We start from the raw sequence: 15,460 nt of genomic DNA on the forward strand, positions 1-15,460 counted from the left end.
ATGCTCGCGCAGAACATGCGCTCCGGCAACTGTCCGGTCCTGCACGGTGCGTCATCGAGAGCAGGACGTCGTGCGGAAGTTTGCAGTCTCCGTCCGGACCCGGAGAAGAGTGTGTGGACGCATCGATGTCGGCTCGGCAGGAGCAGTGTCATCGGGTGCGTCTCACCGCGTCGTCAGGGGCCGGCGAGCGGACATGCCGATCACGCGGCCGCCGAGCTGGATCGCGGGCAGTTCGATGAGCCGATACGTCAGCTGTGCAAGGCCGCCGGTCACTCCCAGCACGAGCAGGAACAGCACGCCGCCCGTCAGAGCGGCCGGTATTCCGGTCCGGGCGAACACCGGAGCCGGCAGGATAAATTCCGCGCCCGAGATGACCGCGAAATGCATCAGGTAGGCACTGAAGCTCGCCTTTCCCAACCCCACGACGAGCGGGTGCACGATGAAAGTCATTGGACGCAGCGTGAGGATCACCAAGGCGCCGCTGAACGCAACGGCCGCAACGACATGCGAGGGCAGGAATCCATGGTCCGGCTGCGGGAGCCGCGGCCAGGGAAGGACTGCAAGACACAGGACCATGATCCCGCAGAGCGCGAGTAGTACCGGGCCGATCGCGACGATGCGGCGCCCAACGGCGTGATGCCGGCCTCCGGAGCTGCACATCGCGACGACCTCGTAGGCGACCAGACCGCAGAGGAACACCGGCAACTGGTTTGGGAGCCAGTAATAGAGGAACTGGAGCGTTGCGGTCGTTCCGTATGCCGGCTCGAACAGTGCGAGCCCGACGGAATTGGCGATCCACGCCAGCGGCAGGCTGACGACCAGGGCAGCGAGCGCCCGGGTGACGCCGCGACACGTCACGATCAGGCAGGGAAACAGCATGTAGAACGCGAATTCGGCCTTGATGCTCCAGCCGCCGGGAACACCGATCCAGCTGCCGGGGACCGTCGGCATCTGCGCCGGCGTCCAGCCGTCGGTGAATGTGACGAAGGTCAGCAACCGCGTCGGATCGATTGCCGCGGGATGCAGCAACCAGGCGTATCCGAGGGCGGCGAGGAAATATGCCGGCGCGATGCGGAACACGCGGCGGAGCGCGAAACCCCGCAGGCTCGGGACCCCGGCGGCCTCGCTCCGGCGCCATGAGTTGGCGAGCGTCACGCAGCTGACCACGAAGAAAAGCTGGACCCCGTAGAAGCCGAGATTGCTGAACCGCTTCACCGTCCAGGGCAGGTCGTGGACCATCGGGAAGGAGTGGCTGGCAATCACGAATGTCACGGCCACGCCGCGCAGCCCGTCCAGCGCCGCCAGGTGTTTCGGCGGCGATACGGCAACGCGCGGATCGATCGCCTCCCGGCACCCCTGCGGCGCGGGAATGCGGAGCGCGCGAACGGGAGAGGCCACCGGCATGTCAGGCGCCGTGGCCCGCGACCGGGAGCGGGCCGCGTGCCCTGGTGCCGGCGCGGGTGAGCAGGCGTCGCGCCCCGGCGATCAGTGGCGCCTCGATCACGCGCGACACCGCCAGCGCCAACAGCACCGCGGCGGCCAGGAACAGCACGAACTGGCTCCACGCCGGCAGCAGCCGGTTCAGCCCGGTGGCAAGGAGAAGCTGCCATGTCACGCCGATCGCCAGCAGGTGGGTGATGTAGAGGGCGTAGGACGCAGCCCCCAGCCGCTGCAGCGCCACGGGAAGATGCAGCCGGTCCTGCCGTTCGGCGCCGACGATGCCGATCACGATCAGCATCGAGGCCAGGCCGAAGCCCAGATGCGTCAGGTCGGCCGGTCCGCGCACCCGCTGCATGTCCTCGGCGGCACCCAGCGCCAGGAACAGGAAAACACCCGTCAGCAACAGGCTCCAGGAATGGCGCACGGGGAAGCGCCGGAGCAGCGTTGCCGCCAGCATGCCGAGAAAGAATTCGGCGTCGAACATCGAGTGGATGTCGACCAGGCCGCTTCCGTGGAGGCCGCGGATGCCCGCGACATCAAGCACGATGAGCAGCAGCCAGCCGCCGAACAGCGCGAGCCCGAGCCGGCGGTCGAGGATCAGCATCGCGAACAGCGCGTAGAACACCATCTCGTGCTGCAGGGTCCAGGCCACCGGAACCAGCAGTGGGCCCGGCAGCGGCAGCAGCAAGACCGAGGTGACCAGGACCGACCATGGCGGCCACGGATGCCGCGCCAGCACGACCAGCAGCGACAGCGCCAGGATCACCCAGTAGAGCGGCAACACCCGGGTCACGCGCCGCTGCAGGTAGTGCCCGAGCCGGGCCGGCCGGCCGATATCGCCTGCGTGCACATGCAGGATGATGAAACCGCTCAGCACGAAAAAGAAGTCGACGCCGACATGGCCGAAGCGGAACAGGTCGGCGCCGGGGAACGGTCCGGAGGCCTGCAACAAATGGCTGCGTGCGTGCACCGCGACCACCAGGAGTGCGGCAATGCCACGCCCGCTCTCGATGCCGGCAAGACGGCTCATCCGGCCACCCGCGGGCTGTCGGATACAGGACGGCGGCGGGCGGTGCGGCGCTCGTCGTAGCGGTCACGCGCGGTGCGGAACACCGTCAGCTGTCCGGCACTGACAGCGTCCCAGCCGAACCCCTCGGCATAGGCGCGCGCGCCGTCGCGGTCCGCGGGTGATCGCAGCAGGGCGGCGATTGCGGCAGCCAGCCCGACCGGCGTGTTGCTGTCGGCGATCACCCCCGCCGCCGCCGAGCGCACCACCTCAGGATTGCCCGGGATCGGGCTCGCGACCACCCTGGTGCCACAGGCCATCGCCTCCAGCAGCACGTTGGCCCAGCCTTCGCGGCTCGAGGCGAGCACCAGCAGGTCGGCGGCGCCGTAGATCGCCGGCAGCGCGTGCGGCGGCAGCAGCCCGAGGAAACGGACCCGCCCGGCCACGCCCAGCCGCTCCGCCAAGGCGCGCAGCTCGCCGTCGAGCGGGCCTTCGCCGACGACCAGCAGCTGCACGCTCCCCGGCAACAGCGTCAGGGCGGTGATCACGCGGTCATGACCCTTGCGTTCGATCAGGTGACCGACCGACAGCAGCACCGGGCCATCGCCGAGGCCGAGCTGGCGGCGTGCCTGCGCGCGGTCGGCCGGTGGCGTGAACAGCTCGAGGTCGACGCCGTTGCGCAGCACATGCACCCGGGCGGGATCGGCGCCCAGCTCCACCAACCGCTGGCCGAGCGCGGAACTGACTGCGATCAGCGCGTCCGCCGCCCGGATGGCGCGCCGGATCATCAGCCGCGGTCCCGCATGGTCGGGCAGCTGCGTCACGTCGGACCCGCGTGCGGTGATCACCAATGGACGTCGCAGCGTCCGTGCGAGCGCCACCGCCGCGACACCGTCCGGATACACGTAGTGTGCGTCCACAAGATCGTAATCCGCCCGCTCGGCCGTCGAGCGCCGCGCCAGCCATGCGAGCCCGCTCGCTGCCAGCAGTGCCGGTGCCACGGTCATGCCGATGCGCGGAATGGCGACATGGCGTGGATGATGCACCACCAGTCCGTGTCGGTACTCGATAGCGGGGATGGCACCCGAACGGATCCAGCGGCCATGCTCCGGCGCCCAGGAGGGATACCATGGCACCGGCGCCAGGACCGTGCTGCGCACCACGCCGCCGGCGACCAGCTGACGCAGCCGGGTCTCGACGAACACCCCGTGATGCGGTCGTCGCTCGCTCGGATAGAGCGTGCTGAAGGTCAGCAGGCCGAGCCCCGTCGACATTCCCGAATGCGCACGGCCGTCCATCGGCTCAGGACTTGCCCAGCGACTGCATCAGCCGTTCGGCCGCATCACGCTCATCGAACCTGGCGCCGCCATCGAGCACCGGCTTCAGCACCGCCCGGGCCGCCTCCGCGTGTCCGCCCTTGCTCAGCGCCTGCGCCAGGTGGAACTGCACCGACGGATCGTGCGGCAGCGCGTCGCCAGCCTGCCGGAGCAGCGGCAGCGCATCGGCCGTGCGACCATCGGCCAGCAGCACGGTGCCCAGCGTGTCGGCGATCTGCGGTGTCGGCGCCAGCCGGTAGGCGAGGGCGGCATGCACGCGCGCATCGTCGAGATCGCCCTGCTGGCGCTCTATCCAGGCGATGTTGTTGAGAGCGACGTCGTTGCCGGGCTGCAGCTTGAGCAGGGCGGCAAACCTGGCCCGCGCCGGCTGCAGCGCCCCGGCGGCGAGGTCCTGCTCTGCCAGCGCCAGCAGCACCGCCGGCTGGTCCGGGTAGCTTGCCTGCAAGTCGTCCAGCAGTTTCGCGCTGCCCGCCCGGTCGCCGCTCGCCGACAGCGCGCCGGCCTGTCGCAGCTCCAGGATCGCGGCGATGTCGGGCGACCCGCTCGCGGGCGAAGCGGCTGGCGGGGATGCTGGCTGCCGGGGCAGGGCGGCGCGTGCGGCGGCGAAGGCGGCGGCGGCCTGCGCCGGCTGGTGTTCCGCGAGCAGCAGGTCGCCCTTCAGCAGCCGCGAGGCCGGATCATGGGACTGCGCCGTGAGCGCATCGGCGCGGTCGAGGCCGGCCTGCAGGCCCGACCGGTCCGTCGCCAGCGCCACGGCGTCGCCCTGCAGTCCGGGATCGTCCGGATGGGCCGCCAGCCCGTCATCGAGCACCGCCGCTGCATCGTCGAAGCGCCTGAGCGCGATCAACGCGCGCACGATCCGCCGTCGCAAGGCGAGATCCTGCGGCGCCTTGGCCAGCAGCGCGCGCCAACCGGAGATCGCCTGGTCGATGTGACCCAGGTCACGCTGCGACGTGGCCACCAGCGCCAGATGCTGGATCGAGTCCGCCGGCATGGCGTCGGCCAGCGCCAGCGCCTTGTCCGGCTGCCGGGTGCCGAGATAGATCTCGGCCAGCAGGCTGGCGACATGCACATCCCCCGGCTGCGCCTGGTGCGCCGCCTCGAGCACCGCCTCGGCCTTGCCCGGATCATGCTGCGACATCGCCAGTGCGACCGATGCGTCGAGCACGGCCCGGTCGTCGGGATGGTCCCGGCGTGCCTGCACCAGCAGCGCTGTCGCTCCGGCGCCGTCGCCCTGCAGCTGCAGCACCTGGCTGAGCTGGATGACGGCCCGCACCGACCCGGGATCGATGCGGTGCGCGGCCTCGAAGGCGGCCTGGGCGCCGGCGAAGTCGAAGCGGGCCAGCTTCACCTGGCCGTCCAGCACGTCGATCCGCTCCGGGTCGCCATGCATCTGGCGCAGCCGGTCGAGTGCGGCGGCCGCACGATCGGGCTGGCCGGCACGCAGCAGGGTTTCCACCAGGGTTGCCTCGGTATCCGCCCGGGAGGTCACCGGCGCCGGCGCAGTGTCGTGCGGCGCGGCGCCGGTAAGGCTTACCGGGACCAGTGGCGACCCGGGATGCCCCGGTCCGGTGTCGAGTGCTGCCTGCAGCGCGTCGGCGGCAAGCGACGGATCGCCCTCGTTCAGCGCGAGGTCGGCGATCCTGACCAGTCCGGCGGGATCGGCCGGCGCCATCGCCTGGCGCAGCGTGGCCGCCGCGGTGCTGCCATTGCCGCTCATCGCATAGCCCTGGCTCAGCAGCGACAACACGTCGGCGCCGGTGCGGCCGGGAACGTTCCACTTCGATAACAGCGTCGTCGCATCCGCCGGGCGATTCTGCTTCAGATACAGGCTGGCCAGGAGCAGCGCCCCGGTCCGGCTGTCGGGCTCGTGCAGGTGGAAGCGCTCGGCGGAGTCCAGCGCCTGCTGCGGCTGGCCGATCGTGTCCTTCACCACCGCCCGCAGCAGCTCGCCGCGCGGGAACCGGTCGAGCCCGGTGCCGACCTGCTCGAGCGCCTCGTCGGCGGCCCTCCAGTGCCGGTCATGCGCCTCGACCGCCGCCATCAGGAAGTTGGCGGTCCGGTTGCGCGGTTGGGCCTGCAGCACGCCGGCGAGATCCGCTCGTGCCAGGCCGCTGCGCCCGGCCTGGATCAGCAGGTACGCCCGCGCCAGCCGCGCCGCCAGCATGTCGGAAGGAGCTCCGGACGGGGCCGCGATCGCCGCGCCGTACGCTGCGATCGCGGCATCCCGGCGTCCCTGCTGCGCCAGCACCTGCGCCCGCACGACCAGTGCCGCATTCGCCCGGGGATCGAGCGCCAGGGCCTCGTCGACATGGCGTTGGGCGTCGTCGAAATCCCCGGTGGCCTGCGCGACCCGGGCCGCCGCCACCGCCGCCTCGACCGACCGCGGCGCCGCGCGCTGGGCCGCGATCGCTTCCATGCGGGCCTGCTGCGGCTGCCGCAGGGCCAGTGCCGCCGAAGCCCGCGCGATGTGCAGCCTGGCCGACGCGTCCGGATCGAGCCCATCCGCCTGGTATTTCTGCAGCACCTCCTGGTCGCGTCCCTGTTGCACCAGTGCCTGTGCCAGCAGCGGCCGCAGCGCGGTCTCGGCGGCACCGTGTTCGGCAGCGCTGCGCAGCTCGTGCTCGGCACCGAGCGGATCGCCGAGCGCCAGCTGGACCTGGGCCAGCCGCAGATGCGCCTCCGCGCGCTCGGGATGGCGCCGCACCAGGTCGCGCAGCACCAGTTGCGCGCCGTGCAGCTGGTGGCGCTGCACCAGTTCCTGCGCCTCCAGCAACGGATCACGGTGGCGCAGCGCCAGCCAGCCGCCGGTTCCGGCACCGGCTGCGACCAGGCTGGCAGACAGGATCAGGACGGCGTGTCGCATGTCGGGTGAACCCGGTCGGAGTGGCTCGACTGGCGCTCGCCCGGCTCCGCGTCGGTGCGCGACAGGCCGTGCGTTTCCAGGAGGTCGTAGAGTGTGGGCCGGCTGATGCCGAGCAGGCGGGCGGCGGCCGACAGGGTTCCGTCGGCGCGCGCCAGGGCGCGGGTGAGGGCGAGGCGCTCGGCCTGCAGCCGCACGGTGCGCAGATCGAGCGTCGGCTCCTGGTCGACCGGCTCGAGCTCGAGATCGGCCGGCTCGATCAGCGGGCCGTCCGCCATCAGGACGCCGCGCTTCACCCGGTTCTCGAGCTCGCGCACGTTGCCGGGCCAGGGATGCGCCTCGATGGTGGCGTTGGCGCTCGCACTGAAGCCGCGCACGCTGCGCTGGAACTCGATCCTGAAGCGGGCGAGAAACACCCGCGCCAGCAGCAGCGGGTCGCCTGGCCGTTCGCGCAGGGCCGGGATCCGCACCGTGACCGGGTTCAGCCGGTAGAACAGGTCCGCGCGGAAGCGGCCTTCAGCCACCAGCCGGTCGAGCCCCTGGTTGGTCGCCGAGACCACGCGCACATCGACCGGGATGGTGCTGCGCCCTCCGATCCGCTCGATCACCTGCTCCTGCAGGAAGCGCAGCAGCTTCACCTGCAGCGAAAACGGCAGGTCGCCGATCTCGTCGAGAAACAGCGTGCCCTTCTGGGCGCTCTCGATCTTGCCGATGCTGCGCGCCACCGCCCCGGTGAAGGCGCCGCGCTCGTGGCCGAACAGTTCGCTCTCGAGCAGGGCTTCGGGGATGGCGCCGCAATTGATCGCCACGAACGGACCCCGCGCCCGCGGTCCGAGTTCGTGCAACGCGAGCGCCAACGCCTCCTTGCCGGTGCCGCTCTCGCCGGCCAGCAGCACCGTCACGTTGGCCGATGCCAGTCGCTCGACGTCGCGGCAGACCTTGAGCATCGCCGGATCGCGGGTGACCAGGCGACGCACCGCGCCGGGCGAGACCGCCTCGCTGAGCCGGCGGTTCTCCGCCTCCAGCTCCGACAGCCGGTATGCGCGCGCCGTCACGCTGCGCAGCGACTGGATCTCCTCGGACTTGTCGCAGAAATCATAGGCGCCGGCCGCCACCGCACGCAGCGCGTGAGCCCGGTCGCCGTGGCTGGTGGCCACCACCACCCTGGTGTGCGGCGCCAGTGCCAGGATCGCATCGAGCGTGGCGAAGCCCTCGGAGACACCGTCCGGATCCGGCGGCAAGCCGAGATCCATCAGCACCACCGGCGGCTGCTCACGCGCCACGATCGCCAGTGCCGAGGCCCGTGACGCCGCGAACAGCACCTGGAAGTCGGGGAACGCCCAGCGGTACTGGCTGCACAGGCCTTCGTCGTCCTCGACGATGAGCAGCCTCGGCCGGACCTGCCTTGCGACCGCGGCCATCGCTCAGATCCTTGCCATGGCGAGATCGGATGCCAGCGGTGCCGGCTGCATCGGCCGGGCGGGAACCGCGGCCGGCTCCGACGCGGGCAACAGCAGCCGCATCGTGGTGCCTTCGCCCGGCACGCTCAGCACCAGCAGGTCGCCGCCGGCACGCCGCAGCAGCTCGCGGGACTGGAACGCGCCGATGCCGCTGCCGCCGGCGGTGCGGCTGCGGAACGGCCGGAACAGCTCGTCGCGCACGAACTCCGGCGTCATGCCGCACCCGCGATCGCGGATCTCGACCACGATGCGGTCGCCGGTGCGGAACGCCGCGATACGCACCACGCCACCGGGACCCGCGGCTGCGGCATTGTCCAGGAGATGACAGAGCACGGCGTCGAGGTCGGCATCCCGCATGGCGACGCGCCAGTCGGCGGGCGGCGCCGGACCCAGCTGCACCGAGGCATCCCGCGCCTTGCAACAGGCAGCGGACAGCAGCGGCAGCAGCGCCGCCTGCGGTTCCGGACCGGCCGCGTCCTCCTCGACCTCCAGCCGGCGGATCATCGCGGTGATCTTGCGCACCGACGCCGCGACGGTGGCGAGCATGTCGCGCTGGAACTCGGGATCCGCCAGATGCTGTTCCGCGTTCGCGGTCAACAGCCGCAATTGTCCGGCAACGTTCTTGATGTCGTGGGCGACGAAGGCGAAACGCTCGCCATAGGCACGCAGGTCGCGCGTCTCCGTCAGCGCCCGCACGGCGTCGCGTTCGGCGAGGCGGGTCGCCACCTCCTGCGCCAGCACGCCGAGCAGCGCGGTGACTTCGGCGTCGAGGCGGAACGGCCCGCGCGGGTTGGCCAGCAGGATGCAGCCCTCGGGCTCGCCACCAGGTCCGGGCAGCGGCACCGCGAAGCGCAGACGCAGCCCGGCCAAGGGCGGCTGCAGCATCGCATCGGTCAGCTCGATGCAGGCGCCGGACTCGATGGTCTGCAGCAGCGGGTGTTCCGGCGGCAGCGGTCCGATCGGCGCCAGGTTCCATGACGCCGCCCACAATAGACCATCCCGCCCGGCTGCGCCCGAGAGCAGCAACCCGGCCGGACTATCGACAATATCGGCCAGCGCCCGGATCGCCGCACGAGGCAGCGCTTCCAGATCCGACCGCTCGTGTTGCGACAATGTCGCCAGGCAGCGCAGCCACTCCCGGCGGTAGTCGTAGCGGCAGGTGAAGAAATGCTGCGCCACCAGCCGCGCCAACCAGTTGCGCGAGGAGTTCGACACCAGCAGCACCGCGACCGCGATCAGGCCGGCGAACAGCAGCGCGACTTCGAGCAGGTCGGCCCAGTCCGAATGGAGGCCCCAGGGCGTGTGCGTGAGGAGCTGCGCCACGCTCCCGAGCGACACCAGGAAGATGCCGCTGGCCATCAACGTCGCGCTATGGAACGCCGCCGTGCGCGACACGTGCAGGTTTACGTTCCACCTGCGGTTGCGCGCCGCGGTGACCGCCAGGAGCGGCGCCACCAGCATCGCCGCAACCGCGCGCCCGGCGACGAGTGCGGGCGTCAGGTCATGCGACAACACCGCGTCGGTGATCAGGATCACGTCGTACAGCGCAGTCCCGGCGAGTGCGATGCAGAACAGTCCGACATGCCAGCGCTGATCCGTTTCGGTGCCGCGATAGAGGTTCTCGAGCAGCACGATCTGGCAGATCGCAAGCAGCAGGCGCAGCAGGATCGCGATCGAGAGCAGCGTCACGGCATGCCCGGGCGCGTGGGCAGGCCCAGGCACCGGCCGGAACGGCGCTTCGCCGACGGTGATCGCGGCAATGCCGGCAACGACCAGCAGGCCGACCACCAGGTAGAAGCGACCCTGCACCGCGTCGGCGACGTTGCGGCGATAGAGGTGCAGCGCCACGCCGTACCAGGCGGCGGCATGCAGCAGATCGAGCAGGCTGCCGGGAGCGGCCGATCCGGCACCCGGGAGTGCCGCGGACCCTGCCCAGGCGGCCGTGACCAGGCAGGCGGCGGTCAGCAGCAGCGCCGTTCGGCTGCCCCGGGCCTGCAGCAGGATCACCGCGCCCAGCAACAGATAAAGTACCGCACACGAGATCTGCGTCGCCAGGAACAGCATCATCCGCGGCCGCCCTATCGCGCGCCGACGCCGAACAGGATCACCCGCACGGTGGCCAGCAGGATCGTCAGGTCGAGCAGGATGCTGCGATTGCGCAGGTAGTACAGGTCGTACGCCAGTTTCTCCCGGGTCTCCGCGACGCTGGCGGTGTAGGCGCTGTTGACCTGCGCCCAGCCGGTCAGGCCCGGCTTCACCTGCAGCCGCATCCGGTAGAGCGGGATCGACGCTTCGTACATCCGCACGAAATCCGGCCGCTCGGGACGCGGCCCGACGATGCTCATGTCGCCGCGGAGGATGTTGTACAGCTGTGGCAACTCGTCGAGCCGGACCTTGCGGATGAAACTCCCGAAGCGTGTCGCGCGGCTGTCCCGCGGGCTCGCGAACCTGGCGACACCGTCACCCTCCGCATCGGTTCGCATGCTCCTGAATTTCAGGATGACGAACCTCTGGCCGTCGCGTCCGACGCGCTCCTGCCGGTAGATCACCGGTCCCGGGCTGTCGAGCGCCACCAGCAAGGCCGTGACCAGCATCAGCGGCGCGGTGAGGATCGCCAGCAGCACCGCGACGACGATATCGAGGCCGCGGTGCAGGACGCGCGCCACCGCATCCTCGGAAAAGCCGTGATCAGCCCCGTGGAAACTGAGCGTGCGTGCGAGTGCCTCCAGATCGACCCGGCCCAGCTGGCGCTCATAGAAGGTCTCGAGGTCGGTCACCCGCGCCGACGTTCCGCCGTCCGTCCAGGCAAGGGCCGGCCCGTCGGCGCCGAGCAGGCTGTCCGGTGCGACCACCGTCCAGGACGACAGGATGCTCCGCCCAGGCGGGTCGGCCGCGTCCTGGCCGGCCTTGCGGATCCTGAATTGTCCGGGCCGCAGCATCCCGATCGCGTTGGCGGCCGCCTGCACCGCGGCCTCGTCGCCCAGCACCAGCACGTCGCGGACCAGGATCCCGCTGCGCATCCCGAACGAGTAGGCCAATCGTGTGCAGATCAGCAGGGAAATCCAGAACGCGATCAATTCGACCGGCCAGACACGGCTGCTGCCGAATAGGGCACGGGTGTCGATCATGCCCGTGCCCGCGATCAGCCAGAGCAGCGGGATCGACCACGTCGCCGCCACCGCGGCCGTCAGCAGCAGACGCCGGGTCTCGAGGATGACATTCGGCTTGTACAAGCCGAGCACGATGCCCGGCAGGCCCAGCATGATCGACAGCAGGACCGCCTGGTCGACCGCCGAGAGAGCCGGCGAGCCAAGTCCGGCAGTCGCAGGCAGCGATCCCGCCGAGCCCGAGCCGAAGACAAGGCAGAACCCGAATACGCCGACCAGCGTCTCCGTCGCCCACAAGACGATCATGCCCAGGCGTCCCGACACGTCGAAGATACGGCTCGAAGCCCGTGCCGTCGGGCGCGAGGTTGTTCGATGTGAAAAGGACACGATGAAGCGCCTCACGGATCACGTTTGACGGATGGTAGCCCGCAGAAGACCGGTCACGGATCTACACAGCCTGCATCGACAGCATAAGCAACCACGGCGCGTGATCGGTAAGCAGCATGCGGTGCTTCCAATACACGATATTTAAACGGAACGACCGGAGGCAGAGCTCCCCCGGGCGGCATCAGGATGTCCGCTCGGTGAGACGCAGTCAATAATTTGTTTCGCTTGGTGAAGAAAGTTTCGCCCATAGCCCGGAGTTCATGCTTTCAGAAAATACCTGATTATGGACCCTGTTCGATCAACATCCGATTAACATCCGGATAACGGTCGGGGTGACTGGATCGTTATTTGATCGTTCAGGCGTCATAGGATGCGAGTTTCACGAAAAAACCATCGGGGAAATTTTCCACTGCTTCCGCAACACGCTGGACAAGATCGTAAGGTGGAATTAAATCCGGGTCGTTCCATGACTTGAATGAACACGTACATCGAAAAGCTTTTGCTGCAGTGCAGCGGTTTTCAGGAGAAGGTTCTAGATGTGCACGCATCGGCGGGGCGGTTCCGATTCACCGGCTGCAAGCCCAGGCAGGCTGGCAGCAGCTCTCTGCATGGTGCTGGGTCTGACGGCCTGCGCCGGGTCCCCGGTGTCGGAGGCGCCGTTGCCGGTCGATCCGCAGACCAGCGCCTATATCATCGGTCCGACCGACAAGCTCAGTGTGCTGGTCTATGAGAAGCCGGACATGTCGACCGCGAGCGTTCCGGTGCGGCCTGACGGACAGATCTCGCTGCCGCTCATCCATGATATCGCCGCCGCCGGGCGGACGCCGGCGCAGTTGTCGCATGATATCGAGGCGCGGCTCGCGACCTACGTGAAGTCACCCGAGGTGACGGTCGAGGTGCTCGATTTCGTCGGACCCTACGACCAGCAGATCAAGGTGATCGGCGAGGCGGCCGATCCGCAGGCGATCCCCTATCGCCAGCACATGACGCTGCTCGACGTGATGATCCAGACCAAAGGCCTGACCCGGTTCGCCGCCGGCAACCGCGCCGTCATCATCCGCCGCGACGGCCAGGATCGCGAGGTCAGCCTGCACGTCCGGCTGGCCGACCTGATCAAGGACGGTGACGTGAGCAAGAACGTATCGATGCAGCCTGGCGACACGCTGATCATTCCGCAGACCTGGTTCTAGGTGCCGTGACCGCAATCTCAGAAGGGCAGGGACGGGTTCGCTAGCTCATGGGGGAATTACGCGACCAGTTGCGGCGTTATGCGATCGGCATGTTGCAACGCCGATGGATGGCCCTGGCCGTTGCGTGGCTGATCTGCGCCATCGGCTGGGCGGTGGTGGCGATGATCCCGAACCGGTACCAGGCCAGCGCCAGGGTCTATGTCGACGCCGACGCCGTGCTGACGCCGTTGCTGCGCGGGATCGCCCTGGACGACCCGCTCGCCGCCCAGATCGAGGAGTTGCAGCGGACGCTGCTCAGCCGGCCGAATCTCGAGAAGCTGGTATCTGAAACCGACCTTTCACTTTTCGTGGTGCGCCCGGACGATCTCGAGCGGATGGTGGCAGCCCTCGGCACCCAGATCGAGGTCGTGCCACAGACCCGCAACCTGTTCACCATCACCTACCGCAACAGCAATCCGCGCCTCGCCTACGACGTCGTGCGCACCGTTCTCGGGATCTTCGTCGAGGACAAGGCGGGTGCCAGCCGGACCGACATGGCCAACGCCAAGACGTTTCTCGGCGAGCAGATCGCGAGCTACGAAGCCCAGCTCCGCGAGGCGGAAGCCAAGCGTGCCGCGTTCCGGGCGACCTACATGGACCTGCTGCCGGCAGAAGGTTCAGGCAGCACCAAGCTCGATGCAGCGCGGGACAGCGTGCGACAACTCGAGGGCGAACTCAGCGACGCCGAGGGCCGGCGCGATCGCCTGACGCGGGCCATCGCCGTGACCCCGACCAGCCTGGTGACGGAGACGGACGCCGGCACGGGTCCGGCCGGCAGCGGATCCCTGGCCGAGGCGCAGGCGACGTTGCGCGAGATGTTGACGACACTCACCGATCGCAGCCCGGACGTGATCCGGCAGCGGGCGCTGATCGCGGCCCTGAAAAGTGGTGGCGGCGGCACGACCCCGGCGCGTGGCGGACGGAGCCGAAGCGAGCCGAACATGATCCACCAGCAGCTCGAGGTGATGCTGGTGCAGGCCGAGAGCGACGTCGCCTCGCTGACCCGCCGGGTGCAGGACGCGCATCGCGAGCGCGACCGGCTCGAGCAGATCGCCCACGACATGCCGTCGGTGCAGGCGCAATACGTGAACTTGAATCGCGACTACGACGTGCTGCGCAAGAACTATGAGGAGTTGTTGAACCGGCGCGAGGCGATGCGGCTCGACTCGGCGGCCGACACCCGGGCCGACAAGATCAAGCTCGAGGTGGTGGATCCGCCGCAGGTGCCACGGATCCCGGTATTTCCCGATCGGCGCGTGCTGCTGTCGCTGGTCCTGCTGGCAGGATTGGCCGGCGGCGGCGCCAGCGCGTTCCTGCTGAGCCAGCTCGACAGGTCGTTCCACACCACGCTCGAGCTGCGCAGCCTCGGCCTGCCGGTCGCGGGAAGCCTGTCGCTGCTGCCCGGGCCGGATGTGCGACGCCCGCGACAACTCGGGCTCGCCGTTGCGGCACCGGGGCTCTGCCTGCTGCTCCTGGGAGCCGCCTACTGCGCCCTGATGCTGCACGCCTTCGCCGGCTTCGCGCTGGCCTGATGCCACGTCTTCCATCCGGCCAGGGAGCCAGGTCGCGTGCATGAGTGAACATCCGACGGATCATCTGGTCGAGCGTGCGGTCCGGCGCATGCGCACGCCCCGGGCGGCCGGTCTCGGGACTGCCCCGTCACGCGTCGACCTCAGCGGAGCATCAGCCCCGGCGCTTCAGCAGCGGCCGTCGGTCACGATCGAGACGCTGTCGCGGGCCGGCGCCATCACCGTGACCGGACGGCGTACCAGGGCGGGCGAGGAATGGCAGATCGTGGCCCAGACCCTGCAGCGGCGCCAGCTCACGGTATCTGCCGGCAGCCTGGGCACCGCGTTGATGGTCACCAGCAGCCGGCCGAGGGAGGGCAAGAGCTACTGCTCGCTCAACCTGGCGGTCACGATGGCGCAGGGTGGCCGATCGGATGTGTTGCTGGTCGATGTCGACGAGAAGCCGGGAAACCTGACCGACGTACTCGGCCTCGCCGATCGACCGGGCCTGCATGACCTGATGACCGACCGCACACTCGACCCTCTCGGCGTGATCACGCCGACCGCGGTGAAGGGCCTCGACCTGCTGACGATCGGACGCGGCGGTGAGGGTGGCGGGGGCACCGGCAACGGCGCCACCGGCCGGATGCAGGGGTGCGGGCGGGACATCAGCCGGGATCTCGTCACGATCCTCGATCATGTCGCCAGGCAGCAGCCGGACCGGCTGCTGATCCTGGACACGGCGCCGTGCCTGGCCAGCAGTGACGCCGCATCGCTTGCACCGCATGTCGGCCAGATCGTCATGATCGTCGAGGCGGAGCGGACGCAGCAGGGCGAGCTCGAGAGCGCGATCGGACTGCTCTCCACCTGCGAGACGATCAGCCTGGTCCTGAACAAGGCCCGCACCGGCACGACCGGCCATTTCGGCAGCTATTACGACCTGTACGGCAAGGGCTGGTAGGTCGATGTGACGTGCCGCCGCTGCCGCCTCGCCATCGCCGCGCCCGGCTTGCTCGTGTTGGTCGCTGCGTTCCTCCAGGCCGGAACCGGCTCTGCGCGTGCGCAATCCACGGCGGCGTTCCCGGTCACGGCGGCATCGAGCCCGGCGCCTGATGGCGCGGCA

Annotated in this window: 10 protein-coding genes; 3 read left to right on the forward strand and 7 right to left on the reverse strand. The window is 69.5% G+C overall.

All coding sequences use genetic code 11. The features are described from left to right. Positions 1 to 162: 162 nt before the first annotated feature. The 7 genes from ACOEQ2_RS18045 to ACOEQ2_RS18075 are packed head-to-tail and all read right to left on the reverse strand — an operon-like array spanning position 163 to position 11,519. Positions 163 to 1,398: an acyltransferase family protein gene (locus tag ACOEQ2_RS18045; RefSeq protein ID WP_419729316.1), complete on the reverse strand. Its 1,236-nt coding sequence runs from the start codon at positions 1,396 to 1,398 to the stop codon at positions 163 to 165. 7 nt (positions 1,399 to 1,405) lie between these two features. Then, positions 1,406 to 2,470 carry an acyltransferase family protein gene (locus ACOEQ2_RS18050; RefSeq protein WP_419729317.1) on the reverse strand — a complete coding sequence of 355 codons (1,065 nt, stop codon included), beginning with the start codon at positions 2,468 to 2,470 and terminating at the stop codon, positions 1,406 to 1,408. After that, complete coding sequence (locus tag ACOEQ2_RS18055; protein ID WP_419729318.1) at positions 2,467 to 3,720, reverse strand: glycosyltransferase; 1,254 nt, start codon at positions 3,718 to 3,720, stop codon at positions 2,467 to 2,469. Before ACOEQ2_RS18055 ends, ACOEQ2_RS18050 begins: the two co-directional genes overlap by 4 nt. Before the next feature lie 28 nt (positions 3,721 to 3,748). Beyond that, positions 3,749 to 6,649 carry a tetratricopeptide repeat protein gene (locus ACOEQ2_RS18060; protein WP_419729319.1) on the reverse strand — a complete coding sequence of 967 codons (2,901 nt, stop codon included), beginning with the start codon at positions 6,647 to 6,649 and terminating at the stop codon, positions 3,749 to 3,751. Next, positions 6,631 to 8,067 carry a PEP-CTERM-box response regulator transcription factor gene (gene prsR, locus ACOEQ2_RS18065; RefSeq protein ID WP_419729320.1) on the reverse strand — a complete coding sequence of 479 codons (1,437 nt, stop codon included), beginning with the start codon at positions 8,065 to 8,067 and terminating at the stop codon, positions 6,631 to 6,633. The genes ACOEQ2_RS18060 and prsR overlap by 19 nt, the downstream gene beginning before the upstream one ends. Before the next feature lie 3 nt (positions 8,068 to 8,070). Then, positions 8,071 to 10,173 (reverse strand): XrtA/PEP-CTERM system histidine kinase PrsK, encoded by a 2,103-nt coding sequence (gene prsK, locus ACOEQ2_RS18070; protein WP_419729321.1) that lies wholly within the window; start codon positions 10,171 to 10,173, stop codon positions 8,071 to 8,073. A gap of 11 nt (positions 10,174 to 10,184) precedes the next feature. Then, complete coding sequence (locus ACOEQ2_RS18075) at positions 10,185 to 11,519, reverse strand: exopolysaccharide biosynthesis polyprenyl glycosylphosphotransferase (RefSeq protein WP_419729322.1); 1,335 nt, start codon at positions 11,517 to 11,519, stop codon at positions 10,185 to 10,187. Positions 11,520 to 12,208: 689 nt separating this feature from the next. Here ACOEQ2_RS18075 and ACOEQ2_RS18080 point away from each other — a divergent pair. From ACOEQ2_RS18080 to ACOEQ2_RS18090, 3 genes are read left to right on the forward strand one after another with little or no spacing between them, the layout of a single operon-like run. Continuing rightward, complete coding sequence (locus ACOEQ2_RS18080) at positions 12,209 to 12,790, forward strand: XrtA/PEP-CTERM system exopolysaccharide export protein (RefSeq protein ID WP_419729323.1); 582 nt, start codon at positions 12,209 to 12,211, stop codon at positions 12,788 to 12,790. A 47-nt stretch (positions 12,791 to 12,837) separates the two neighbouring features. Continuing rightward, a complete protein-coding gene (locus ACOEQ2_RS18085) occupies positions 12,838 to 14,361 on the forward strand; it encodes an XrtA system polysaccharide chain length determinant (protein WP_419729324.1) in 1,524 nt (507 codons plus the stop codon). Between the two features lie 40 nt (positions 14,362 to 14,401). Beyond that, on the forward strand, positions 14,402 to 15,298 hold the full coding sequence (locus ACOEQ2_RS18090) for a hypothetical protein (RefSeq protein WP_419729325.1): 897 nt from the start codon (positions 14,402 to 14,404) through the stop codon (positions 15,296 to 15,298). Positions 15,299 to 15,460: the final 162 nt, after the last annotated feature.

The sequence above is a fragment of the Lichenicola sp. genome (assembly GCF_965198575.1).
Classification (GTDB): Bacteria; Pseudomonadota; Alphaproteobacteria; order Acetobacterales; family Acetobacteraceae; genus Lichenicola.

Coding starts and splice junctions, on each gene's coding strand:
- prsR (WP_419729320.1), bottom strand. CDS start 8,067: ATGGCCGCGGTCGCAAGGCAGGTCCGGCCGAGGCTGCTCATCGTCGAG.
- ACOEQ2_RS18080 (WP_419729323.1), top strand. CDS start 12,209: ATGGTGCTGGGTCTGACGGCCTGCGCCGGGTCCCCGGTGTCGGAGGCG.
- ACOEQ2_RS18090 (WP_419729325.1), top strand. CDS start 14,402: ATGAGTGAACATCCGACGGATCATCTGGTCGAGCGTGCGGTCCGGCGC.
- prsK (WP_419729321.1), bottom strand. CDS start 10,173: ATGATGCTGTTCCTGGCGACGCAGATCTCGTGTGCGGTACTTTATCTG.
- ACOEQ2_RS18050 (WP_419729317.1), bottom strand. CDS start 2,470: ATGAGCCGTCTTGCCGGCATCGAGAGCGGGCGTGGCATTGCCGCACTC.
- ACOEQ2_RS18075 (WP_419729322.1), bottom strand. CDS start 11,519: ATGATCGTCTTGTGGGCGACGGAGACGCTGGTCGGCGTATTCGGGTTC.
- ACOEQ2_RS18055 (WP_419729318.1), bottom strand. CDS start 3,720: ATGTCGACGGGGCTCGGCCTGCTGACCTTCAGCACGCTCTATCCGAGC.
- ACOEQ2_RS18060 (WP_419729319.1), bottom strand. CDS start 6,649: ATGCGACACGCCGTCCTGATCCTGTCTGCCAGCCTGGTCGCAGCCGGT.
- ACOEQ2_RS18085 (WP_419729324.1), top strand. CDS start 12,838: ATGGGGGAATTACGCGACCAGTTGCGGCGTTATGCGATCGGCATGTTG.